We start from the raw sequence: 22,229 nt of genomic DNA on the forward strand, positions 1-22,229 counted from the left end.
AGCACGTCTTGCAAGACGTGCTCAAGTTCGTAAGACGTGCTCAAGTTCGGGAGGCGTGCTCAAGTTCGGGAGGCGGGGCCACTTCCGTTGTGTATGTCTAGGTCCTCTCCCAAAGGTGCGCTGAGCCCGGCTACCCTACGCGGGTGACCGACACCGTTGCCGTGAACCCGCTAGATGCCGAAGGCGCCAATCCCTTCGATGTAGCCGCCGATGCCGCGGCGGTGATCGCCGAGCGGACGGGGGCTGCCAGTCATCACGTCGCACTCGTCCTGGGCTCGGGTTGGGGTGAGACCGCCAACCTCATCGGCGAGACCTTGGCGACGATCGACAACACGGACGTGCCGGGCTTCGCCAAGGCCGCCGTCGTCGGCCACTCCGGCACGATGCGGTCCATCGCGATTGGCGACACCGGCCGGCGAGCCCTCGTCTTCGGTACGCGTACCCACTTCTACGAGGGCCGTGGGGTCCGCGCCGTCGTCCACGCGGTCCGCACCGCCGCCGCCGCCGGCTGCCGCACGATCGTGTTGACCAATGGCTGTGGCGGCGTGCGTCCGGAGTGGACGCCGGGCACGCCAGTCCTGATCAGCGACCACCTCAACCTCACCGCGGCGTCACCGCTTGAGGGCGCCACCTTTGTTGATCTGACCGACCTCTACTCCCCCCGCCTGCGCGCGCTGGCAAAGGAGGTTGACCCAACGCTGGACGAAGGGGTGTATGTGCAGTTCCGCGGCCCCCAGTACGAGACCCCGGCCGAAGTCCGCATGGCTGGCATCCTCGGCGGCGACTTGGTCGGCATGTCCACCACCCTCGAAGCCATCGCCGCGCGGCAGGCCGGCCTCGAAATCCTCGGCATCTCCCTGGTCACCAACCCCGCCGCCGGCATCTCCGCGACCCCGCTCTCCCACGCCGAGGTTGTCGAGGCCGGCCAAGCCGCCGCCGCCCGCTGCGGCCGACTCCTCGCCGAGATCGTCGGCCGGATCTAGCCAGCGAAGCTGGCATACACGTGAGGCTTTCGTGCTCCGGTGAGGCTTTCCCGTCGGTTGGTGAGGCTTTCCTGACGCGGTGAGGTGTTATAGCGCCTCACCGCGTCAAGAAAGCCTCACCAAGGGCCAACAAAGCCTCACGCGGGCGGAAAGGCCTCACCCGCGCACGAAAGCCTCACGGCCCGGGGCGGAGCACCGCTGGGAGTGGGGGTCACTGTCCATACGTGGCACGGAGGTCTCGAAAGAACACCTCGTTGAGGCGGCGTCGATAGTGGCCCACGGCTGACGGGTCGTCCACGGCAACCGGAGATTCGAGCCGGAACCGGAGCGCCGTCTCGGCGCCCCGCGCCGCCACCTCGATCAGCACGACCAAGTCCGGCCGGGCCGGCCACAGCGATGTCCAGACGATCTCCCCCACTCCCGCATCCCCGAGCGCCGCCTCACCAAGCCCCGCTTCACCAAGCCCCGGCTCGCGCATCGAAATCACCTGCGGCGCAATCTCATCCGGCAACAAGTGCAGCCACGACCGCACCCCGGTCGAGCGCGGTGCCACCAGGTCCGCCCACACAACAGTCAGCGGCGGCGGCAGGCGCCGGGTGCGATCGGCCAGGACGAACGGGTGCACCCCACGATCGTGGCGAACCCCGGGCGTCGGCGCCAGTGGCTATCGTCGCCCAAAGATCAGCCTCCCGTCGCACCGCCCACGCCCCACCCGAACTGCCGCAACCACCCCAAGGAGTCCGTATGCCGCTCGCTCCCGACGATCTCATCGCCGCCGCTCGCCTGTGGTCCAGCGATGACCCGGACCCGACAACCGCGGCCGAGTTGCCCGAGGTCATCAGCGCCGCGGAGGCCGGCGACCAGGATGCCCTCGCCGACCTGGCCGACCGGTTCGCGGGGATGCTGGAGTTCGGGACGGCGGGGCTGCGGGGTGCGCTCGGCGCCGGGCCCAATCGGATGAACCGCGCGGTCGTGATCCGGGCGGCGGCGGGCCTCACGGCATACCTAAAAACCCAGAAACCGGACCCCTTCGTCGTGATCGGGTTCGACGCTCGCTTCAACTCCGATGTCTTCGCCCGCGACACCGCGGCCGTCGTCGTCGGCGCCGGCGGCACGGCCGCGATCCTCCCCCGACCGCTGCCGACGCCCGTCCTCGCCTATGCGATCCGATTCCTCGGCGCGGACGCCGGTGTCATGGTCACCGCCAGCCACAACCCGCCGCAAGACAACGGCTACAAGGTCTATGTCGGCGACGGCTCCCAGATCGTCCCGCCAATCGACGGCCTGATCGCCGCCGAGATCGCCAAGGTCACGGCGGTCGCCGACGTGCCCCGAGTCAACGACGGCTGGGAGACCCTCAACGACGACGTCCTCGACGCCTACGTCGCCGACGCCGCCACCGTCGTCTCTGCGGACGCCCCTCGCGATGTCGTCATCGTGCACACCGCCATGCACGGCGTCGGCACCGAGACGATCCGCAAGGCTTTCGCAGCCGCTGGCTTCGCCGAGCCAATTTCTGTTGCGGCACAAGCCGAACCGGATCCGCTCTTCCCCACCGTGAGCTTCCCCAATCCCGAGGAACCGGGGGCGATGGACTTGGCCCTCGACCTCGCCGAGCAGACCGGCCCCGACCTCGTCATCGCCAACGACCCCGACACCGACCGCTGCGCCGCCGCCATCGCCGGCCCCGGCGGCTGGCGGATGCTGCGCGGGGACGAGGTGGGCGCCCTCCTCGGGGCTCACGTCCTGACCAAGGGCGTCGCCCCCGGACGTCCGTTTGCCAACTCGATCGTCAGCTCGCGCCTGCTCGGGGCCATGGCGACGGCCGCCGGCGTCCCCCACGAGGAGACGCTCACCGGCTTCAAGTGGATCGGCCGCGTCCCGAACCTCGCGTTCGGCTACGAGGAGGCCCTCGGCTACTGCGTCGACTCCGATCACGTCCGCGACAAGGACGGCGTTTCCGCCGCCCTGATGTTGACCGAACTCGCCGCGACCCGCAAAGCCGCCGGCTCCGATCTGCAGGCTGTCCTGGACGAACTCGCTATTCAGCACGGGGTCTACGCCACGGACTCCTTCTCCATCCGCGTCAGCGACCTCTCCCTCATCGGCGAGATCATGGCCAAGCTGCGCGGCACCCCATTGACCCAAGTCGGGGGCAGCAGCGTCGCCCGCACCGACGACCTCGCCCGCGGCGACGGGGGCCTGCCGCCGACCGAGGGCCTGCGCTATTACCTCGACGATGCCTCGCGCATCATCGTTCGCCCATCCGGCACCGAGCCCAAGCTCAAGATCTATTTGGAGGTCATCGAGCCGGTCGCCGATGCCGTCGACCTCGGCCCCACGCGACGCCGCGCCGCCGACCGCCTGACCACCATTCGGACGGCCATGGAAGCAGCCACAAAACTCGACAACTAAGGCTCGACATACTCGGTATAGCTGTGCTTGGATCACCGCGGGGGCCACTCCCCTGCGCTGCCGGACCGACAGCGCGGCTCGACAAAGGAGTTGGAATGAGGATCCGCACAGGGCTTGTTTCAGGGATGGGGGTCGTGACCGCCGCGGGGCTGCTGGCCGCGGCCGCCGGCGCCACCCCGCCGGGCACCGACCAGGGCCGCCCGTCCGCGGCCAGCCGCGCGCTCAAGACGTCGCTGACGCCGGCCAGCCGGATCGCGGTGCTGCTCAACGGCGACCGCGTTCAGGTCGGCTCGACGGCCACGGGGGCACCGACGTTGACCTTCCTCGGCGCCCCTCGCGAGAAGATTCAGGCAGTGCGTGCCGGCTCCGCGATGTATGTCATCCCCAAGAGCCTCACCGCCGTGGTCGGCTCGACCTGGGATCTCGCGCTCTTCGACGTCACCGCCGCCCGCCCGGGCGGGCGCACCGCCGTCACCATCACGTATGCCGCGGACTCGGCTCCCACGGCCGTCCCCGGGGTGGAGGTGGCGAGCCGGAGCGGGCGCACGGCATACGGCTATGTCACCACCGCGAGCAGCCGCGCCCTCGGGGCGGCACTGGCGACCACGGACGCCGAGTCGCTCTTCGCCGGCGTGCGGTCCATCGTCCCGACGGGCAAGGCCGCACCGCGCACCGACTCCCGCTGGCCGATGCACACCCTCGAGGTCCGCGCGGTGGGCTTCGACGGCAAGCCAGCGGGGCGGCACCTGATCTTCGTGGTCAACACGACCGACCCCGGCAAGGGGCTGAGCGCCGTCTTCACCAACTACAAGGGCGTAGGGAAGGTCAGTGTCGCGGAGGGGACTTATCAACTGATCGACTCCGGCTTCGCGACCCGCAAGGGCGTCGAAACCGGCTATCTGGTTCCCGGCCCGGAGTTCATCGTCTCCGGCCCGCGCAGCGCCACCGTCGACCTGCGCACCGCCACCTCCCCGGTCGTTAGCTCGAACCCCTGGGGTGAGGCGGCCTTTGCCATGACCGCGCTGGACCGGACGATCTCGTCCGACTCGATCACCAACAACGTCAGATCGCTCCTCTTCGCCGCGGGCGACACCCCGATCTTGGCCGCGCCGACCGTGGGCCCGCTGCATGGGGAGCAGAGCATCATCCGCTACGACAACTGGCAGACCAGCGAAGGGGTGGCCAAGCGCTACGACCTCTACGGCAAGGCCAGCGGTCGCATCGGCTCTCGCGTGAAGTTCTCCTTCACCAATGCCAACACCATGGCGATCAACTCCTCGTTCTATGGCCCGAGCGACCTCTCCACGTCGCTCTTCAGGGTGACGCTGACAGATGCGTCCGGCGGCGTCGGCGCGAGTATGCCGGCGCCTGGCCCGCTGCTCGAACGCCGGGTGAGCGCCGTCCCGGGCACTTACCAGGAGGGGGAGTTCATCCAGTCGCTGGACCTGGAGACCTTCGCTCCCGCCGGCTGGTTCCGCAGTTTCCCGAAGCCCGCCAAGGCCGGCGGAACGCTCAATGAGAGCTGGGGCAAGGCGCCGCTGCACCTGCGCTTCCTGCGTCCCGACCTCTCCTCGCAGGATCTCCCGTGCGGCGCCTGCGTCGCGGGCGCCATCCTCAACGTCATCACCGTGCCCATGTCCGACAACGACCCGATGCACATCGGCAATCTCGACCCGGTCGGGATGGAGATGCGCGGCTCCTACGTCCTCAAGGCCGACACCAAGGTCATCGCCAGCGGCAATGGCTATAGCTACAACCCGGCCGAGTTGCCCCTCGGCACCAAGGTCGTCAGCGGCACCCAGACGGGCGTGCGCGATGGCGGCATCTTCGCCCTGGCCACCTCGCTCACCACCCAGTTCGCGACACCGCTCGCGGCGGCCTTCCCGGCCCCGGCGAGCGAGAATTGCGACTTGGGCGATGCCTGCAAGGTCGTGCCCTTCCTCTCGGCCACCTATTCGGCCAAGGTCGACCCGACCAACCGCCTCAGCAAGGGCAAGCAGAGCATCGGCATCACGGTCCAGCAGGTCGGCCGGGCCACCCCCAAGGGCGTCACCAGCGTCAAGGCCTGGATCAGCTACAACGGCACCACCTGGGTCGCGGCCCCGGTCACCGGCAGTGCCGGGACGTATGCCGCGTCCGTCACCGTCCCCTCCTCCGCCGGACGGTCCGCGTCGCTGAAGATCGCCGTCACCGACCAGGCGGGATCCACCCTGACCGAAACCATTCGCGGCGCCTTCCTGCTGCCCCGCTGACGACAAGAAGGAGCCAACAATCATGCGTTCATTCACCGTCCGGGCGGCCGTCGTGGCCGCCGCTGCTGCCGCGGTCGTCGGCGGGGGTCTCTTGCCCGCCATGGCCTCGGCCTCCGCCTCCGCCGACGCCGGTCGACACTCCGCCACCACGGCCCGCCCTCTGCAGTCCTGTGCCGCCGACCGGCGACAGGGTTACGCCCACTGCATGAGCCGGTTCGTCAACCCGGGCACGGGTGGCCGGGCACCGGCCGGCTACCTGAGAAAGGACCTGGCCAAGGCCTACAACATCCCCAAGGCCGGCTCGACCGGAACCGTGGCGGTCATCATCGCCTTTGATGTGCCCAATGCCGAAAAGGACCTCGCGGTCTATCGCAAGGTCAACGGCCTGCCGCCGTGCACCACCGCCAACGGCTGCTTCACGAAGGTGAATCAGCGCGGTCAGAAGGGCAACTATCCGGCGGCCGACGGCGGCTGGGCCTTGGAGGGGTCGATGGACCTCGACATGGTCTCCGCCGGCTGTCCCACCTGCAAGATCTTGCTGGTCGAGGCCGACGACAACCACGACAACAACCTCGCCGCCGCCACCCGGACCGCGCGCAAACTCGGCGCGACCGTCACCTCGCACAGCTACGGCGGGACGGAGTATGGCGGTATGTGGGCCAACCAGGATGCCTACGAGGCACCCGGCGCCATCGCCGTGGCGTCCAGCGGTGACTGGGGATTCACCGCCCCGCAGGCACCGTCGGTCTTCCGCACGGTCCTCGCGGTCGGAGGGACAACGCTCAACCGAGCCAGCAACGCCCGCGGCTTCGATGAAGACGTCTGGTTTGGCGCGGGGAGCGGCTGCTCGGCATACGTCCCGAAGAGTTGGGTGCAGAAGGACAAGCACTGCGCGATGCGCACGGTCGCGGACGTGTCTGCCGTGGCCGACCCCGACACGGGCGTCGCGATCTACGACACCTACGAGAACCCGTTCGGCATCCCGCCGGGCTGGATCATCGGTGGCGGCACGAGCGCATCGGCCCCGCTGGTCGCGGGCATGATCGGCAACGCCGGCAATGGCGCGACCTATAGCAACTCCGTTCCCTATCGCAAGCCCGGCGCGTTCTATGACGTCGTCGGTGGCAGCAACGGCTCCTGCGGCGAGGACTACCTCTGCACGGGAGTCAAGGGCTACGACGCCCCCACCGGCGTCGGCTCCCCCCGGGGCCTCGCCGGCCTCTGAGCCGACCAACCCACTCGCACTCACCTGAACACGCCGCGCCCGTTCCCTCGTATGGGGAGCGGGCGCGGCCCTGTTGTTAGCTGCGGTTTTCCCGCCCAATCCCAGTACCCGGCGCTTTGGGAGGGTTTCCCACAGCTGGTTTCCCTCCCGAAGCGCCGGAAAGCCACCCAAACCTCTTGGGTGGCTTTCCGTTGGGGTTAGTCAGTGCCCGGCGGGGCGATAGGAGTTGACGGCCTCGCTCAGCTTCTTGGCGAAGACACTCGTATCTCGGGTGCGCACGAACGCGCTCACGCCATCGAAGAAGCCTTGCGTGAACGCCGGATCCATCGCCTCACCGTGCGTGATCGAGCGCAGCACCGGGCCCTTCCACAGCGCCTCGGACGCCGACTGCTGATAGGGCGACAAGCTCGCGACGTCGACATTCTTCAATACCGGCACCGAGCCCTTGATCTTGTTGAATTCCAGGTTCGCTGCCGGGTCGGCCAAGGTCGCCAGGAACCCGAGCGCATTCTTCGCATTAGGCGCACTCGTCGCCGCGACGAAGACGTCGACGACGGCGAGATAGCCATCGCTCGTCCCCGGGAACGCCACCTCCCCGACGCTCGATTCGGTAGCACCGTCCTTGACGAGTTCGCCATACGCCGAGTCGTTCATCGTCAGGAACGCGCATCCCCCGGAGGCGAGCTTGGCAACCGCCTGGTCCCACGACTGCTCGTCGGCATCGGCATCGGCATACGCCAACAGGGTGTCGAGCGTGCCGAGCGCATCGGTCACCGCCTTGCTCCCCCAGTCGAACTTGTCGTCGGTGAGCTTCTGCCAGCCGTCAGCGCCGACCTGTGCCAGTAGCACGTTCTCAAACAACTCGACCGTTGTGAACGCGTCCCTGCCGCCCAAGCACAACGCCGTGCCCCCGGACACCTTGACCTTCTCCAGATCAGCCACGAACTCCGCCGGCGTGTAATCCCCCGTCGGCGCAGCCACCCCCGCCTCGTCCAGCGCGGCCGCGTTGAAGAAGAGAACATTTGAGCGGTGCGCGCCCGTCGGCATCGCGTATTGCTTCCCATCGACGGTCACCGCGTCCAGAATCGCGGGGTTCATCGCCTCCTTGACACCGTTCCCGAACGCCGAACTCGCGTCGCGCACTTGCTTCGATCGGACGTATGCCGCGGTGGCCGCCCCGTCGAACGTCTGCCACACGTCGGGCGGATTCCCCGCGAGGAGCCGCTTGGCCAAGTCGACCCGCGCCTGGCTCCCGGCGCCACCCGCGACGGCGGCATTGGAGATGCTCACCCCGGAGTTGGCCGCGACATAGGCGTCGGTGAACACCTTGAAGGCGGGCGCCTCGGACGCCGAAGTCCACCACGACATCACTTCGAGGTTGCTCGTGGCCTTATCGGCGCTGGTCTCGGTCGGCCCACCGCACCCAGCGAGGATGACGGCGCCGCTGACCGCGGCGGCGACTGCAAATTGAATTCGCTTGCGGGACATGGCGATCCTCACGCTTCCGTGGCGAGGACGGCGCTGCCGCCGGGCGCCCTCAGGTCATAGATGGCGTATGCCGCGACCACGGCGAAGCAGGCCGCTGGCACGATGAATGAGACCGCCGGCGTCGTCTTGTCGATCACGAGCCCCTGGACGAGTGGCATGATCGCGCCGCCGACGATGGCCATGACCAGGCCGGCAGCACCGAACTTCGTGGCTGGGCCGAGCCCCTGCAGCGCGACGCCATAGATCGTCGGGAACATCAGCGACAGGCAGAACGAGATCGCCACGATGGCCGCGACGCCCACCACATTGGGTGAAACCACGGCGATCAGGCACAGACCCACCGCCAGGATCCCCAGCGCCGCGAGGACCTTCGTCGCACGCACGCGGCCGATGAGCCACGTCATGAAGAACCGAGAGAACAAGAAGACGATCAGGCTGACCTGCAACAGGTAGCCACCCAACTTCAAACTGCCATCCAGCGCCTGCTGGACGTACTGAATGATGTAGGTCCAGCAGCACACCTGGGCGGCGACGTTGAAGAACTGGGCGATGACGCCATAGCGATACCGCTTCCGGCTCCACAAGACCTTCGCAATGCTCTCCCCGGTGGCATCCCCGTCGGACGCCTCCGAGTGGAACTCTTCCCGGATCGGCGGGGACTTCTGAAGGGCAATGACCAGCCAAATCACCAGCAGGAGGAAGGCCAACCCGAGATAGGGACCCATGACCGCCCCTAGTTGCCCGGCCCGGATGGTGTGCAACTCCCCGGGACTGAGCGAGGTCAGGTCAACGGGGTTGTCCTCTAGCTTGGGCAGAATCAACGTCGAGGCAAGCAGGACACCGATATTGGTGCCCAGCGGGTTGAACGCTTGCGCAAAGTTCAACCGCCGCGTCGCCGTCGACTCCGGCCCGAGCGCGATCACATACGGATTCGCCGAGGTCTCCAGAATCGAGCACCCCGCGGCCATCGCGAACAGCGCGACCAGGAACGCCTCATACGTCATGATCTTGCTCGCCGGATAGAAGGCGAACGCCCCGATCGCGGCCAGTCCGAGCCCGGTCAGCAACCCGACCTTGTAGCCGAAACGCTGGTTGATAAAGGCCGCCGGCAACGCCAGCAGGAAGTAGGCCCCGAAGTAGGCCAACTGCACCAGCGACGCCTGGAAGGTGCTCATCTCGAAGATGCGCTTGAAGCCGGCGACCATCGGGGTGGTGAGGTCCGCCGCGATGCCCCAGGCCGTGAAACAGCCGACCAGAACCGCGAACAGCACCATCATTCCGGGCCCGACAAGGGGCTCCTTGACCGGCCCGACCGAGCTTGGCGTTGCCGGGCGGTCTTGCCTCGTAGTGCTCACTGCCGCTCCTCAACCGGCGCACAGGTTCCCAATGTGACGCCGTCGTCCAGACCTGGATGGGGGGAGAAAACCGCTAGGTCCGAACGTAGCGTTCCCCCGTCTCCCCGGCAACGGGAGACCGCGGATCGACCGAGAAAGAACCCACCCTGGGCCTAGACTCAACCGGTGAGTTCCACCCCGGTCGACACCGCCGTCGACGCCACCGCCCGTGCCCGCGATCTGCTCGGGGTCTCCCGACTGACCAATTCCGCCCTGACGGCCTGGCTCCACGGCCTGCCGGGCGTGGACCAAGTCGGCTGCGAGGCCCGCGCGGCCGCACTGGGCACGCGCTCGATCAAGACCGACTCCAAGAAGTGGGCCATCGACCTGGCCATCTCGATGATCGACCTGACGACCCTAGAGGGCGCCGACACCCCCGGCAAGGTCCGCGGGTTGTGCGCCAAGGCCCTCACCCCCGACGCGAGTGATCTCACCGCTCCTCGGCCTGCGGCCGTTTGTGTGTATGGCGATATGGTCGCCACCGCGCGCGCCACCCTCGGCACCGACAGCGGCGTCAATATCGCTGCTGTCGCAACGGCTTTCCCGAGCGGACGCGCCAGTATGGCCGTAAAGCTCGCCGACACCCGCGAGGCCGTCGCCGCCGGCGCGGACGAGATCGACATGGTCATCGATCGCGGCGCCTTCATCGCCGGCGACTACCTGCGCGTCTTCGACGAGATTGCCGAAGTGAAAAAAGCCTGCGGCAGTGCGCGCTTGAAGGTCATCATGGAGACCGGCGAGCTGGTCACTTATGACAACGTCCGCCGCGCGTCGTGGCTCTCGATGCTCGCTGGCGGTGACTTCATCAAGACGAGCACCGGCAAGGTGTCCCCCGCGGCGACGCTGCCCGTCACCGTGATCATGCTGGAAGCCGTGCGCGACTGGCTCGACCTCACTGGCGAGATGGTCGGGGTCAAGCCCGCCGGTGGCATCAAGACGAGCAAGGACGCCATCAAGTTCTTGGTCGCCGTCAACGAGGTCGCCGGGGAGGCCTGGCTCGACAATCACTGGTTCCGCTTCGGCGCCTCCAGCCTGCTGAATGACCTTCTCCTGCAACGACAACGGATGACGCTCGGCTATTACTCCGGCGCCGACTACATCACCGACGACGCTCCCAGCCTCTACTGACGAAGGCCCGCAATGACGAAGTTCGAATACGCCCCTGCGCCCGAGTCCGGGGCCGTCGTCGACCTCAAGCCGTCCTATGGCTTGTTCATCAACGGCCAGTTCGTCGATGGCACCGGCACGAGCTTCAAGACGATCTCCCCCGCCACCGAGGAGGTGCTCGCCGAGGTTGCCGAGGCGAGCGCCGCGGATGTGGACGCGGCGGTCAAGGCCGCGCGCGCGGCATACACCCGGGTATGGAGCAAGCTGAGTGGCGCCGATCGGGGGAAGTATCTCTTCCGGATCGCCCGCATCCTGCAGGAGCGGGCGCGCGAGTTCGCGGTCCTGGAGACGCTCGACAATGGCAAGCCGATCAAGGAGAGCCGCGACGTCGATGTGCCCATCGCGGCGGCGCACTTCTTCTATCACGCAGGCTGGGCCGACAAGCTCGACTACGCCTCGCTGGGGCCGAACCCGCGCCCGCATGGCGTTGTGGGACAGATCATTCCGTGGAACTTCCCGATGCTGATGCTCGCCTGGAAGATCGCCCCGGCGCTGGCCACCGGCAACACCGTCGTGCTGAAGCCCGCCGAGACCACGCCGCTGACGGCGCTGCTGTTTGCCGAGGTGTGCCAGCAGGCCGACCTGCCGCCGGGCGTCGTCAATATCGTCACCGGCGCGGGCGTGACGGGTCAGGCGATCGTGGACCATCACAGCATCGACAAGATCGCGTTCACGGGCTCGACCGGCGTCGGCAAGGCCATCGCCCGCGCCATCGCCGGCACCCCCAAGAAGGCGACGCTGGAGCTGGGCGGCAAGGCCGCCAACATCATCTTCGACGACGCCCCGATCGACCAGGCGGTCGAGGGGATCATCAACGGCATCTTCTTCAACCAGGGCCACGTATGCTGCGCCGGCTCCCGATTGCTTGTCCAGGAGTCGATCGCGGACGAGGTCGACCGGCGACTGAAGCGCCGGTTGCAGACGCTGCGCGTCGGCGACCCGCTCGACAAGAACACCGACGTCGGCGCCATCAACTCGCGCGCGCAACTCGATCGGATCACCTCGCTGGTCGCCGCCGGTGAGGCCGAGGGCGCCGAGCGCTGGGACACCGGTTGTCCGTTGCCCGAGAAGGGTTTCTGGTTCCGACCGACGGTCTTCACCGGGGTCAGCCAGACGCACCGGATCGCTCAGGAGGAGATCTTTGGCCCGGTGGTCTCGGTGCTGACCTTCCGCACGCCCTCGGAGGCGGTGGCGAAGGCCAACAACACGCCATACGGGCTCTCGGCGGGGATCTGGACGGAGAAGGGGTCGCGCATCCTCTGGATGGCCGACCAGATGCGGGCGGGGGTGGTCTGGGCCAACACCTTCAACAAGTTCGACCCGACCAGCCCGTTTGGCGGCTACAAGGAATCCGGCTACGGCCGCGAGGGTGGCCGGCACGGTTTGGCCGCCTATGTCACGACGGGAGAAGGCGCGTGAGCCGGGTCGAGGTCAAGAAGACCTACAAGCTGTATGTCGGCGGGGCCTTCCCCCGCAGTGAGTCCGGCCGCTCCTACGAAGTCACCGACAGCAAAGGCCGCTTCCTCGCCAATGCCGCGCTGGGGTCCCGCAAGGACGCCCGTGACGCCGTTGTCGCTGCCCGCAAGGCCCAGGCGGGCTGGGCGGGGGCCACGGCATACAACCGCGGTCAGGTCCTCTATCGCGTCGCCGAGGTCATGGAGTCTCGTAAGGCCCAATTCGTGGAGGAGGTGCGCGCCGCGGAGGGCCTGAACCCGACCCGAGCCGCCGCAGCCGTCGACGCCGCCATCGACCGCTGGGTCTGGTACGCCGGGTGGTCCGACAAGTTCACGCAGGTTCTCGGCGGCCTGAACCCGGTGGCCGGGCCCTACTTCAACATCTCGGCACCCGAGCCCACGGGCGTCGTGGCCGTCCTTGCGCCCCAAAGCAGTTCACTGCTGGGGCTGGTCAGCGTCGTGGCGCCGGTCATCGTGTCCGGCAACACCGCCGTGGTCGTGACCAGCTTTAACCGGCCGATCCCGGCGATCACCCTGGCCGAGGCGCTGGCGACCTCGGATGTCCCAGGCGGCGTCGTCAACCTGGTCACGGGCAATCCCGCCGAGATGGCGCCCTGGCTGGCTTCCCACCGTGACGTCAACGCGATCGACCTCACCGGCGTCGCGGACACCGACATCGCGTGGGCCGAGCTGGAGCGCGCGGCGGCCAACAACCTCAAGCGTGTTCGACGCCCGCTCATTGTCGACGGATCGGCCGTCGAGCCGGACTGGACGCTGAGCCCGGGCCTGAATCGGATCGAGAGTTACCTGGAGACAAAGACGGTCTGGCACCCCAAGGGAAAGTAGCCTGCCCACCAGTGCCGCCGGCACTGGACGGGAGGAGGCCAGGATGGAGCGACCCACCGAGCAATCGGAGGCCGGGGTCGAGACGTCGCCGACTGACCCGGCGACGTCGCGTCTCGCCCCACTGATCCCTAACGGGTTTCTCACGGTCGTCGACCGTGCAGGGGTCGTGGCGCCGGGTGGCCCGGCGGGCCGGGAATCCAGCCCTATCCCGGCCCGATCGACCGACCCTGACGCCGAGGGGTCAGGCCAGGTCCTCCAGGAAGAGATCCACCTGGATCTCGTCGGCGAGACGCTCAAGCTCCTCGCGCAGGGCACCGAGGTCGGCACCGATCGGCACCCGGGCCGAGACCTGGGCCTCGAAGAGCCGGCCCCCAGCCATCGGCGCGTCCCGGGTCTCGGTCGCCAATTCATCGAGGTTGATGCCCTGTCGAGCCAGCACCCCCGAGACCGCCGCGACGATCCCGGGCCGGTCGGTGCCGAGCAGGCTCAGCCGGAAGTGTCCGCCCTCATCCTCGGTGTCCGCCGTCCCACCGTCGTCGACCTGCAAGTCGATCAGACCGGCCGCGACCGGCTCCAAGGCCTGACGAAAGGCCTCGACATTGCCCTCCGGGACCGTGACCACGACGATGCCGGCGAACTTGCCCGCCAACTCGGCCAGCTGGCTGCGTTCCCAGTTGCCCCCATTGGCCGAGACCACGTCCGCCAGCGAACTGACCAGTCCGGCGCGGTCCTCGCCGAGGATCGAGATCACGAGTGTCTGCACGCCTCGATCGTAGCGAGCCAGCCACCCGGCGGCGCGGCTGCGCCGTAACCTACCCCTCGTGACCACCCCGACGACCCCGCCAGCCCGCCCCGCCGTCGTCCTCCTGTGCGGTCCAAGCGGCGCTGGCAAGTCCCGGCTGGCCCAGGTCCTCCACGTCCATCGGGGATGGCCGGTCATCCAACTCGACCACTTCTATCGTGACCACGACGATCCCGGTATGCCGCGCCACCCCTCCCTCGGCATCGTCGACTGGGATCATCCCGATTCCTGGAATGCCGATGCCGCCGAGGCGGCGCTCGTCTCCCTCGTGACCACGGGCAGGGCCGTCATCCCGGAGTACGACATCAGCACCAGCAGCCGCGTCGGCGAAGGTGAGGTCAGCGCCGCCCCCGGGGACCTGCTGATCGCCGAGGGAATATTCGCGGCCGAGCTGGTCGAGCGGCTGCGGCAGCGCGGCATACTCCATAGCGCGTGGTGCGTGGCCAATCACCGGTGGGTGACGATGGTGCGCCGCCTCGTGCGCGACGTGCGGGAGCACCGCAAACCGCCAGCCGTTCTCGTGCGGCGGGGGTGGGCCCTGATGCGCGCCGAGCCGGACGTGCTCGCGAGCGCGACCAGGAAGGGCGCGACCGTCATCGATCCCGGGTCCCTTCAACGGCTCTTGGAAGCCGACCCCGCCGGCACCCGGTGAGCGGTCAGACGGTGTAGGCGGGCACCCCAAGGGCGACATAGCCCGGCTTGACGACCTTCTCGATAAGGGCGAGGCGCACGTCATAGGGGATGAAGGCGGACTTCAGCGCGTTGATCGTCGCCCACCGGATATCGGAGAGAGTCCAGCCGGCGTCATCGACCAAGTGCTGCATCTCGCGACCGAGCGTGGTACCGCTCATCAGGCGATTGTCGGTGTTCACGGTGACCCGGAACCGCAGATCCTTCAGCAGCGTGATCGGGTGCTCGGCGTATGAGGCAGCCGCCCCGGTCTGCAGGTTGCTGCTCGGGCACATCTCCAACGGGATCCGGGCGTCTCGGACGTATGCCGCGAGCCTGCCCAACACCGGCGCGTCACCGGAGGTGTCGACGTCGTCGACGATGCGTACGCCGTGGCCGAGTCGATCCGCGCCGCACCATTGGATCGCCTCCCAGATGCTCGGGAGACCGAACGCCTCGCCGGCGTGGATGGTGAAGTGGGCATTCTCGCGCTGGAGGTACTCGAAGGCGTCGAGGTGGCGGGTGGGCGGGTAGCCGGCCTCCGCACCGGCGATGTCGAAGCCGACGACCCCGTCATCGCGATAGCGCGCGGCGAGTTCGGCGATCTCACGGGATCGGGCGGCGTGGCGCATGGCCGTCAGAAGCGCGCGGACCTGGATCGGGCGGCCGGCCGCCGCCGCCTCGGTCTCCCCCTCCCGGAAGCCGGCGTTAACCGCCTCGACGACCTCCTCCATGGCCAGCCCACCCGCGACGTGTTGCTCCGGGGCGTAACGGGACTCGGCATACACCACGCCGTCGGCGGCGAGGTCGAGCGCGCACTCCTTGGCCACCCGGTGCAGGCCGGCAGGGGTCTGCATGACGGCGACGGTGTGCTCGAACGTCTCCAGGTAGCGCACCAGCGATCCCGAGTCCGCGCTCTCGCGGAACCATTGGTCGAGCGCCGCCGCATCCGTGCGCGGCAGGTTGGTGTAGCCGATCTCGTCGCTGATCTCGATGATCGTTTGCGGCCGCACTCCCCCGTCTAGGTGGTCGTGCAAGAGGGCCTTGGGTGCCGCGGCGATTTCCGGGCTGACGGCGATGTCACTCACGATGGACAGCGTATGGCGTGGCCCCCTCCCGGGTCCCTAGGCCACCTCCGGGACGCCGGGTGTGGGCCTGGGTTTGGGGCCTGGGGTTTTTGGCGCTGGGTTGGGGCTCTGGGTCAGGAGATGCGGTCGAGGACCACGGGGGTGGGGTTGGGGGCGGCGTCGCCGATCTGTATGCCGCCCGCGAGCGCCTCCTTGGCCCGCTCGAAGCGGTCGGGGGTGTCGGTGAGCAGGGTGAGGATGGGCTCGCCCTTGCGGACCGGGTCACCGGGCTTGCGGTGGATTTCCACGCCAGCCCCGGCTTGCACCGGGTCCTCCTTGCGGGCCCGGCCGGCGCCGAGGCGCCAGGCGGCGACGCCCACGGCATACGCATCCATGGCGGTGACGAAACCGTCGCGCTCGGCGAGGATCTGCTCGTTGTGCTTGGCGACGGCCATCGGCGCTTCGGGGTCTCCGCCCTGGGCCCGGATCATCCGGTTCCAGGCATCGAGCGCGCGGCCGTCCTGGAGCGCGGCCCGCACGTCCTGACCGCCCTTGCCCGCGGCCTCGAGCATCTCCTCCGCCAGACGCACGGTCAATTCCACGACATCGGCCGGACCGCCGCCCGAAAGCACCTCGACGGACTCGCGTACCTCGATGGCGTTGCCGGCGGTCAGCCCCAGTGGTGTCGACATATCCGTCAGCAGCGCAACGGTTTTGACGCCGGCGTCGGTGCCGAGGTCGACCATCGTGCGAGCGAGCTCGCGGGCGTCGTCGATGTTCTTCATGAACGCCCCCGAGCCGACCTTGACGTCGAGAACGAGCGCCCCGGTGCCCTCGGCGATCTTCTTGGACATGATCGAGGAGGCGATCAGCGGGATGGCCTCGACGGTCCCCGTGACATCGCGCAGCGCATACAGCTTCTTATCCGCAGGGGCCAGGCCGGAGCCGGCCGCGCAGATCACCGCGCCCACGTCGTCGAGCTGGGCGAGCATCGCCTCATTGGACATCCCGGCCTGCCAACCGCGGATCGACTCCAGCTTGTCGAGGGTGCCGCCGGTGTGGCCGAGCCCGCGACCGGACAGCTGCGGCACGGCCACCCCGAACACCGCGACGAGCGGGGCGAGAGGCAGCGTGATCTTGTCGCCGACACCGCCGGTCGAGTGTTTGTCGGCAGTGGGGTTCTTGAGCGAGGAAAAGTCCATGCGCTCGCCCGACTTGATCATCGCGTCGGTCCACGTTGCGATCTCGCGACGGGTCATCCCATTGAGCAGGACAGCCATGTTGAGCGCCGACATCTGCTCCTCCGCGACCACACCTCGCGTGTAGGCGTCGATCACCCACCGGATCTGCTCGTCCGACAACTCGCGCTTGTCACGCTTGGCAATGATGACGTCGACGGCATCGAAGGCTTCGCTCATGGCCGCATCCTGCCAGCACCCGGCTCGAAGTCCATACCAAGCGACCGTCAGGCAGAGGGCATTGCGTTACGGCAGACAATTTGAATCCCTGTTTGGTATGCTAGTTACATGTCAATTCAGATCACCGTTCGACTTGATGAGGGGCTGGTTGCCAATCTCGATGCGGTCATTGCCTCCGGAGGCGCGAAGTCGCGGGCGGCCCTTATCGAGTCGGCCCTAGAGGCGGAGTTCCGCCGTCGCCTCTATCAGCGTGAAATCGACATACTGCGCGCCCAGCCCAGCGACCCCGACATGGACGCACTCGCTGCGTGGATGGTCGGCAGATATCCAGGCATCGAGTGATGCGTCCGATCCATGTGGTTCGGCTTGACAAAGCCCGCCCAGCGCTGATTTTGACGCGCTCCAGCGCAATCCCCTACCTCACCCACGTGACAGTCGCGCCCATCACCAGCACAATTCGCGGCATCGTCAGTGAGGTGCCACTCAGTGAGCGCAACGGACTCGATCATGACTCTGTGGCAAGCCTCGACAACGTCACGACGGTGCCCGTCTCGGCGATAGGTCGGTTAATCGGCTTCCTCGAACCCGAGGACGAGAAGACGCTGACCGCCGTGATCGAGCGCAGCTTCGACTTGCACTGAAGCGTCGACCTGCACTGGCCCGAGGGGTCAGCGCTCGGCCAGGCGCTCCAGCTCGGCCGGGCCGAAGGCCTGCGGCAGCATCTCGCGCATGCTGCGCACGCCCTCGGGAGTCATCAGGAGACAATCGGGGCCGCCGTTCTCCCACAGGAGTTGGCGGCACCGGCCACACGGCATCAGCGCCTGACCGTCGCGGCCGACGCAATAGACCGCCGCAAACTGCCCGCCGCCACCCATGTGCAACGCCGAGACCAGGCCGCACTCCGCGCACAGCGCCACGCCGTAGGCCGCGTTCTCGACGTTGCATCTCGAGAACACCCGCCCGTCGGTCGTGATGCCGGCAACGCCTACCGGGAACTTGGAGTATGGGCAGTAGGCCCGCGCCGCCGCGTCGACGGCGGCGACGCGCAACCCCTCCCAGTCAATCGGGGTGCCCACGACGTCGTCGCCGTCACCACTGCCGCTACCCCCGCGGGACGTCACCTAGTGGCCGCCCTTGCGATAGATCTGTCCGTCGGCAGCGGGCATTCGCAGACGTTGCGATGCGAAGGCGAGTACCAACAGCGTTGCCACGTAAGGAGTCGTGCCCGCCAGCTCGCCCGGCACCTGATCCACGGCGAAGAACCACCACGCGACCAGCAGGCCGACGACGATGGCGACCCCGCCTTGAATGGCCCGCTGCTTGCGCACGATCTGCCAGATGCCCACGAGAACCAGGGCCACGGCGATCGCCAACAGCAGGGCGTGCACGCTGTCACCACCGCGCAGCCGAATGGCGTCGGTGTAGCCGAACAAGGCCGAGCCCGCCAGGAGCCCGCCGGGGCGCCAGTTGCCGAAGATCATCGCCGCGAGACCGATATAGCCTCGTCCACCCGTTTGACCGTCGCGATAGACGTTGGAGGCGACCAGCGTCAGGAACGCGCCACCGAGGCCGGCCAGGGCGCCCGAGGCCAGAACCGCGAGGAACTTGTAGCGATAGACGTTGACGCCAAGGCTCTCGGCCGCCGACGGGGACTCGCCCACCGACCGGAGGCGCAGGCCGAAGGCGGTGCGCCACAGAATCCACCAGGTTGCCACGAACAACGCGATCGCGATCAGCGTCAGCGCCGAGACATCCGTGACGAGCGCGCGCAGGACCGCCGCGAAGTCGGAAACGAAGAACCAATGTTTGCGCTCGATCGTGCCCAAGCCGTCCGAGAGTCCCGGGACGGTGATCGACGGGATCTTCTTCAGCGGCGGGGACTGGGTGGGCCCACCGCCGGGCAGCCCGTTGAAGAAGCGGGACGCGAGGTATTTCGCGATGCCGACGCCGATGATGTTCAGCGCCACACCGGAGACGATGTGGTCGACGCCGAAGACCACGGTGGCGAGTGCGTGAATGAAGCCACCGAGCAAACCGCCGATGATGCCGCCGATCAGGCCCGCCCACGGGCCCCAGTGATAGGCGAAGAAGGCGGCGAACCAGGTGCCGAGGATCATCATGCCTTCGAGACCGATGTTGACCACGCCGGCCCGCTCCGACCACAAACCGCCGAGACCGGCCAGGGCAATCGGCACGGCAAGACCGAAGGTCGCCGCTAGGGCGCCGGACGACGCGATGTCGTTGGCCCCGGTGACCACCCGCAGCACTGCGAAGATGAAGACCGCGCCGAAGACCAGCAGCGCCCACGTCGCCGGGGTGAAGCCGCGCCGCTTGGACTCGGCGCTGTCGAGGACCTGCTCGGTCCCCGTCGTCAAACCCGTGCTCATGCCTGCGCTCCTTCCGGAGTCCGGACGGCTCGCTGGGCGGCCAACTCCTTGGCGACCTTGGACTGTTCGAGCCGGATGTCGGCCCGGCGCACCAGTTCATAGGCGATGACGATGGCAAACAGGATGATGCCCTGAATGATGTTGACGAGTTCGGGTGCGACTCCGGCCCGGATCTGGAGGGCATTGCTCTGCGTGTCGAGGTAGGACCACAGCAGCGCCGCCAGAGCGATGCCGACGGGGTGGTTGCGCCCGAGAAGGGCGATGCCGATGCCGGCGAACCCGAGCCCGGCCTGGAAGGTCGTTCCGTAGGAATGGTCCAGGCCGAACAGCAGCGGCATACCGACGAGCCCGGCGAGCGCCCCGGAGGCGATCATCGAGGTCATCACCATCCGCGGCACCTTGACGCCGCTGGCGACCGCAGCGGTCTCGGAGCGCCCCGTCGCGCGCAGGTCGAAGCCGAATCGCGTCTTGCCAAGAATGAACCAATAGAGGAAGCCGACGATGATCGCCAGAATCAGCAGCGTGTAAATCCGGTTGTTCGCCCCCGGAATCAGCTTGAAGCCCTCGAGTTGCGAGGACTCGGGGATCTCCTGGGTGTTGGTCGCGTTGGAACCCTTAACCTTCACTGCGACCTTGTTCAGCAGCCAGGCGACGACGCCGGTGGCGATGGCGTTGAGCATGATGGTCGAGATGACCTCGGAGACACCACGCTTCACCTTCAGGTATGCCGCGATGCTCGCCCAGAGACCGCCCGCCAGCATCGCGATCAGGATGGCGACGATGATGTTGAGGAAGCCCGGGAGCCAACCCTGACCCGCGAAGATCGCCGCGGCGAAGGCCGCGACCCGGTACTGCCCGTCGACCCCGATATTGAAGAGGTTCATCCGGAAGCCGACTGCGACCGCGATGGCCGAGAGATAAAGGACGATCGCGCCGTTGACGATATTGGTGATCTGGCGCGGCTTGGGGGCGGACAACATCGTGATCCACACGTCGCGCACGGGGTCGCCCAGCGCGAACAGAACGAGCGAGGTGAGGACCACCGCGATCAGCAGCGCCAGAACCGGCGCCGCCAGCGTCATCAGGGCCCGCTTGGGATCGAGTTTCATCGGGCTGCTCCGGTCGTGTCCGAGGGGTGCTCGTCGTGCGATCCGTCGGCACCGGTCATCGCCGCGCCGAGGTCTTGGCTGGTCACATGGTCTGGGTCGAACTCACCGGTGAGTCGTCCGCGGAGAATGACCTTGATGGTGTCGGACAAGCCGATCAACTCCTCAAGGTCGGCGCTGATGAGCAGGACCCCCAGGCCCTCGTGGCGCGCCTTGCGGATGAGGTCCCAGATGGACGACTGGGCGCCGACATCCACGCCTCGGGTGGGGTGTGAGGCGACGAGCACCTTTGGGTTGTGGCTCATCTCGCGCCCGACGATGAGTTTTTGCTGGTTCCCGCCGGACAGTGAGCCGGCCGTGACGAAGATCGAGGGGGTGCGCACGTCATACTCCTTGACGATGCGCTCGGTGTCGGCCTTGGCCGCCTTCGCGTCGATCAACTGACCCTTGACATTGGGGGCCTCAGTTTGGTGTCCGAGGATCCGGTTCTCCCACAGCGGGGCTTCGAGCAGCAACCCGTGGCGATGGCGGTCCTCGGGGATATAGCCGACACCGGCCTCGCGGATCTCGCGCACGCCCCAGTCGGAGATGTCGGTGTCGCCAAGGAAGACCCTGCCGGCGGTCGGCTCGCGCATCCCCATGATGACCTCGACCAATTCGGCCTGACCATTGCCTTCGACGCCAGCGATGCCGACCACTTCGCCGGCGTGGATGTCGAGGTCGACGTCGGTCAGCAGATTGCGTCCCTCGCCCCCGGCCAAGGTGATGTCGGTCAGGCGCATGACGATGCGGTCGGTGACGGTGGACTCGGCCGTCTCCGGCGTCGGCAACTCCGAGCCCACCATGAGCTCGGCCAACTGCCGTGCGTTGACCGTCTTGGGGTCGACCGTCGCCACCGTCGTGCCGCGGCGGATCACCGTGATGTCGTCGGCGACGGAGAGAACCTCATCCAGCTTGTGCGAGATGAAGAGCACCGTGAGGCCCTCGGCCTTGAGCTCGCGCAGGTTGCCGAACAACTCCTCGACTTCCTGCGGGACCAGCACGGCCGTCGGCTCGTCGAGGATGAGGATCCGGGCACCGCGATAGAGCACCTTGAGGATCTCGACGCGCTGGCGGTCACCAACGCCGAGGTCCGCGACCAGGTCGTCCGGATTGACGCGAAGGCCATATTCCTTCGAGATGCGCTTGATCTCGGTGCGGGCGGCGCCGCCGATGCCGTGGAGCTTCTCGGCCCCGAGCACGACATTCTCCAAGACGGTGAGGTTGTCGGCGAGCATGAAGTGCTGGAACACCATTCCGATGCCGACCTTGATCGCGTCGGCCGGGGAGTGGAGGTCGACCCGGTTGCCCTCGATGGTGATGGTGCCCTCGTCGGGGCGCTGCACGCCATACAGGATCTTCATCAAGGTGGACTTGCCGGCGCCGTTCTCACCGCACAACGCATGCACGGTCCCTCGACGGACTTTGAACGCGATGTCCTTGTTGGCGACAACACCAGGGAAGCGCTTGGTGATGCCCGCCAACTCGACGGCGAGGGGTGCGGCCTGGGCTGCATC

General features: G+C 67.7%; 20 protein-coding genes. 10 read left to right on the top strand and 10 right to left on the bottom strand.

The annotated features are described in order from the left end of the window. The first annotated feature begins 143 nt into the window (after positions 1-143). Positions 144-983 carry a purine-nucleoside phosphorylase gene (locus BN13_RS03820; protein ID WP_048544569.1) on the top strand — a complete coding sequence of 280 codons (840 nt, stop codon included), beginning with the start codon at positions 144-146 and terminating at the stop codon, positions 981-983. Positions 984-1,194: 211 nt separating this feature from the next. Here the strand turns inward: BN13_RS03820 and BN13_RS03825 are convergent, their stop codons facing one another. After that, positions 1,195-1,608 carry a hypothetical protein gene (locus tag BN13_RS03825; protein WP_048544571.1) on the bottom strand — a complete coding sequence of 138 codons (414 nt, stop codon included), beginning with the start codon at positions 1,606-1,608 and terminating at the stop codon, positions 1,195-1,197. 119 nt (positions 1,609-1,727) lie between these two features. On the opposite strand from BN13_RS03825, the gene BN13_RS03830 reads away from it, so the two are divergent. The 3 genes from BN13_RS03830 to BN13_RS03840 all read left to right on the top strand — a co-directional run bounded on the left by BN13_RS03830 (position 1,728) and on the right by BN13_RS03840 (position 6,875). Beyond that, positions 1,728-3,398: a phospho-sugar mutase gene (locus BN13_RS03830; RefSeq protein WP_048544573.1), complete on the top strand. Its 1,671-nt coding sequence runs from the start codon at positions 1,728-1,730 to the stop codon at positions 3,396-3,398. A gap of 95 nt (positions 3,399-3,493) precedes the next feature. Beyond that, on the top strand, positions 3,494-5,650 hold the full coding sequence (locus BN13_RS03835; protein ID WP_157038417.1) for a hypothetical protein: 2,157 nt from the start codon (positions 3,494-3,496) through the stop codon (positions 5,648-5,650). A gap of 22 nt (positions 5,651-5,672) precedes the next feature. After that, entirely contained in the window at positions 5,673-6,875 is a 1,203-nt protein-coding gene (locus BN13_RS03840) for a S53 family peptidase (protein WP_053079709.1), read from the top strand. Between the two features lie 201 nt (positions 6,876-7,076). Here the strand turns inward: BN13_RS03840 and BN13_RS03845 are convergent, their stop codons facing one another. Then, entirely contained in the window at positions 7,077-8,363 is a 1,287-nt protein-coding gene (locus BN13_RS03845) for an ABC transporter substrate-binding protein (protein WP_048544576.1), read from the bottom strand. Positions 8,364-8,371: 8 nt separating this feature from the next. After that, positions 8,372-9,718 carry an L-fucose:H+ symporter permease gene (gene fucP / locus BN13_RS03850; protein ID WP_235433926.1) on the bottom strand — a complete coding sequence of 449 codons (1,347 nt, stop codon included), beginning with the start codon at positions 9,716-9,718 and terminating at the stop codon, positions 8,372-8,374. 165 nt (positions 9,719-9,883) lie between these two features. On the opposite strand from fucP, the gene deoC reads away from it, so the two are divergent. From deoC to BN13_RS03865, 3 genes are read left to right on the top strand one after another with little or no spacing between them, the layout of a single operon-like run. Next, on the top strand, positions 9,884-10,885 hold the full coding sequence (gene deoC, locus BN13_RS03855) for a deoxyribose-phosphate aldolase (RefSeq protein ID WP_084733547.1): 1,002 nt from the start codon (positions 9,884-9,886) through the stop codon (positions 10,883-10,885). Between the two features lie 12 nt (positions 10,886-10,897). Next, on the top strand, positions 10,898-12,343 hold the full coding sequence (locus BN13_RS03860) for an aldehyde dehydrogenase family protein (protein WP_048544580.1): 1,446 nt from the start codon (positions 10,898-10,900) through the stop codon (positions 12,341-12,343). Continuing rightward, positions 12,340-13,224, top strand: coding sequence for an aldehyde dehydrogenase family protein (locus BN13_RS03865; RefSeq protein WP_048544581.1), 885 nt, complete (start codon positions 12,340-12,342; stop codon positions 13,222-13,224). The genes BN13_RS03860 and BN13_RS03865 overlap by 4 nt, the downstream gene beginning before the upstream one ends. Before the next feature lie 241 nt (positions 13,225-13,465). On the opposite strand, the gene BN13_RS03870 is transcribed toward BN13_RS03865, so the two are convergent. Beyond that, complete coding sequence (locus BN13_RS03870; protein WP_048544583.1) at positions 13,466-13,987, bottom strand: glycine cleavage system protein R; 522 nt, start codon at positions 13,985-13,987, stop codon at positions 13,466-13,468. 58 nt (positions 13,988-14,045) lie between these two features. On the opposite strand from BN13_RS03870, the gene BN13_RS03875 reads away from it, so the two are divergent. Continuing rightward, entirely contained in the window at positions 14,046-14,678 is a 633-nt protein-coding gene (locus BN13_RS03875) for a uridine kinase family protein (RefSeq protein WP_048544584.1), read from the top strand. 4 nt (positions 14,679-14,682) lie between these two features. Here BN13_RS03875 and BN13_RS03880 read toward each other — a convergent pair whose 3' ends face one another. Both BN13_RS03880 and BN13_RS03885 read right to left on the bottom strand, forming a co-directional pair. Then, a complete protein-coding gene (locus BN13_RS03880) occupies positions 14,683-15,783 on the bottom strand; it encodes an adenosine deaminase (protein WP_048544586.1) in 1,101 nt (366 codons plus the stop codon). A gap of 113 nt (positions 15,784-15,896) precedes the next feature. After that, positions 15,897-17,180 carry a thymidine phosphorylase gene (locus tag BN13_RS03885; RefSeq protein WP_048544588.1) on the bottom strand — a complete coding sequence of 428 codons (1,284 nt, stop codon included), beginning with the start codon at positions 17,178-17,180 and terminating at the stop codon, positions 15,897-15,899. Positions 17,181-17,288: 108 nt separating this feature from the next. Here BN13_RS03885 and BN13_RS03890 point away from each other — a divergent pair, with 108 nt between their 5' ends. Next, complete coding sequence (locus BN13_RS03890; RefSeq protein WP_048544590.1) at positions 17,289-17,522, top strand: ribbon-helix-helix domain-containing protein; 234 nt, start codon at positions 17,289-17,291, stop codon at positions 17,520-17,522. Then, positions 17,522-17,821, top strand: a complete 300-nt coding sequence (locus BN13_RS03895) for a type II toxin-antitoxin system PemK/MazF family toxin (RefSeq protein WP_048544592.1) — start codon at positions 17,522-17,524, stop codon at positions 17,819-17,821. The genes BN13_RS03890 and BN13_RS03895 overlap by 1 nt, the downstream gene beginning before the upstream one ends. A 27-nt stretch (positions 17,822-17,848) precedes the next feature. On the opposite strand, the gene BN13_RS03900 is transcribed toward BN13_RS03895, so the two are convergent. Genes BN13_RS03900 through BN13_RS03915 form a run of 4 tightly spaced genes read right to left on the bottom strand, consistent with a single transcriptional unit; the run spans position 17,849 to position 22,196 of the window. After that, positions 17,849-18,301: a cytidine deaminase gene (locus BN13_RS03900; protein ID WP_235433927.1), complete on the bottom strand. Its 453-nt coding sequence runs from the start codon at positions 18,299-18,301 to the stop codon at positions 17,849-17,851. Beyond that, a complete protein-coding gene (locus tag BN13_RS03905) occupies positions 18,302-19,567 on the bottom strand; it encodes an ABC transporter permease (protein WP_048544594.1) in 1,266 nt (421 codons plus the stop codon). It lies immediately after the preceding gene. Next, positions 19,564-20,676 carry an ABC transporter permease gene (locus BN13_RS03910; protein ID WP_048544596.1) on the bottom strand — a complete coding sequence of 371 codons (1,113 nt, stop codon included), beginning with the start codon at positions 20,674-20,676 and terminating at the stop codon, positions 19,564-19,566. Before BN13_RS03910 ends, BN13_RS03905 begins: the two co-directional genes overlap by 4 nt. Further along, on the bottom strand, positions 20,673-22,196 hold the full coding sequence (locus tag BN13_RS03915) for an ABC transporter ATP-binding protein (RefSeq protein WP_235433928.1): 1,524 nt from the start codon (positions 22,194-22,196) through the stop codon (positions 20,673-20,675). Before BN13_RS03915 ends, BN13_RS03910 begins: the two co-directional genes overlap by 4 nt. Between the last annotated feature and the right edge of the window lie 33 nt (positions 22,197-22,229).

It is taken from the genome of Nostocoides jenkinsii Ben 74 (assembly GCF_001046875.1).
Lineage (GTDB): Bacteria > Actinomycetota > Actinomycetes > Actinomycetales > Dermatophilaceae > Nostocoides_A > Nostocoides_A jenkinsii.

Coding starts and splice junctions, on each gene's coding strand:
- BN13_RS03830 (WP_048544573.1), top strand. CDS start 1,728: ATGCCGCTCGCTCCCGACGATCTCATCGCCGCCGCTCGCCTGTGGTCC.
- BN13_RS03835 (WP_157038417.1), top strand. CDS start 3,494: ATGAGGATCCGCACAGGGCTTGTTTCAGGGATGGGGGTCGTGACCGCC.
- BN13_RS03840 (WP_053079709.1), top strand. CDS start 5,673: ATGCGTTCATTCACCGTCCGGGCGGCCGTCGTGGCCGCCGCTGCTGCC.
- BN13_RS03845 (WP_048544576.1), bottom strand. CDS start 8,363: ATGTCCCGCAAGCGAATTCAATTTGCAGTCGCCGCCGCGGTCAGCGGC.
- BN13_RS03860 (WP_048544580.1), top strand. CDS start 10,898: ATGACGAAGTTCGAATACGCCCCTGCGCCCGAGTCCGGGGCCGTCGTC.
- BN13_RS03885 (WP_048544588.1), bottom strand. CDS start 17,180: ATGAGCGAAGCCTTCGATGCCGTCGACGTCATCATTGCCAAGCGTGAC.
- BN13_RS03890 (WP_048544590.1), top strand. CDS start 17,289: ATGTCAATTCAGATCACCGTTCGACTTGATGAGGGGCTGGTTGCCAAT.
- BN13_RS03895 (WP_048544592.1), top strand. CDS start 17,522: ATGCGTCCGATCCATGTGGTTCGGCTTGACAAAGCCCGCCCAGCGCTG.
- BN13_RS03905 (WP_048544594.1), bottom strand. CDS start 19,567: ATGAGCACGGGTTTGACGACGGGGACCGAGCAGGTCCTCGACAGCGCC.
- BN13_RS03910 (WP_048544596.1), bottom strand. CDS start 20,676: ATGAAACTCGATCCCAAGCGGGCCCTGATGACGCTGGCGGCGCCGGTT.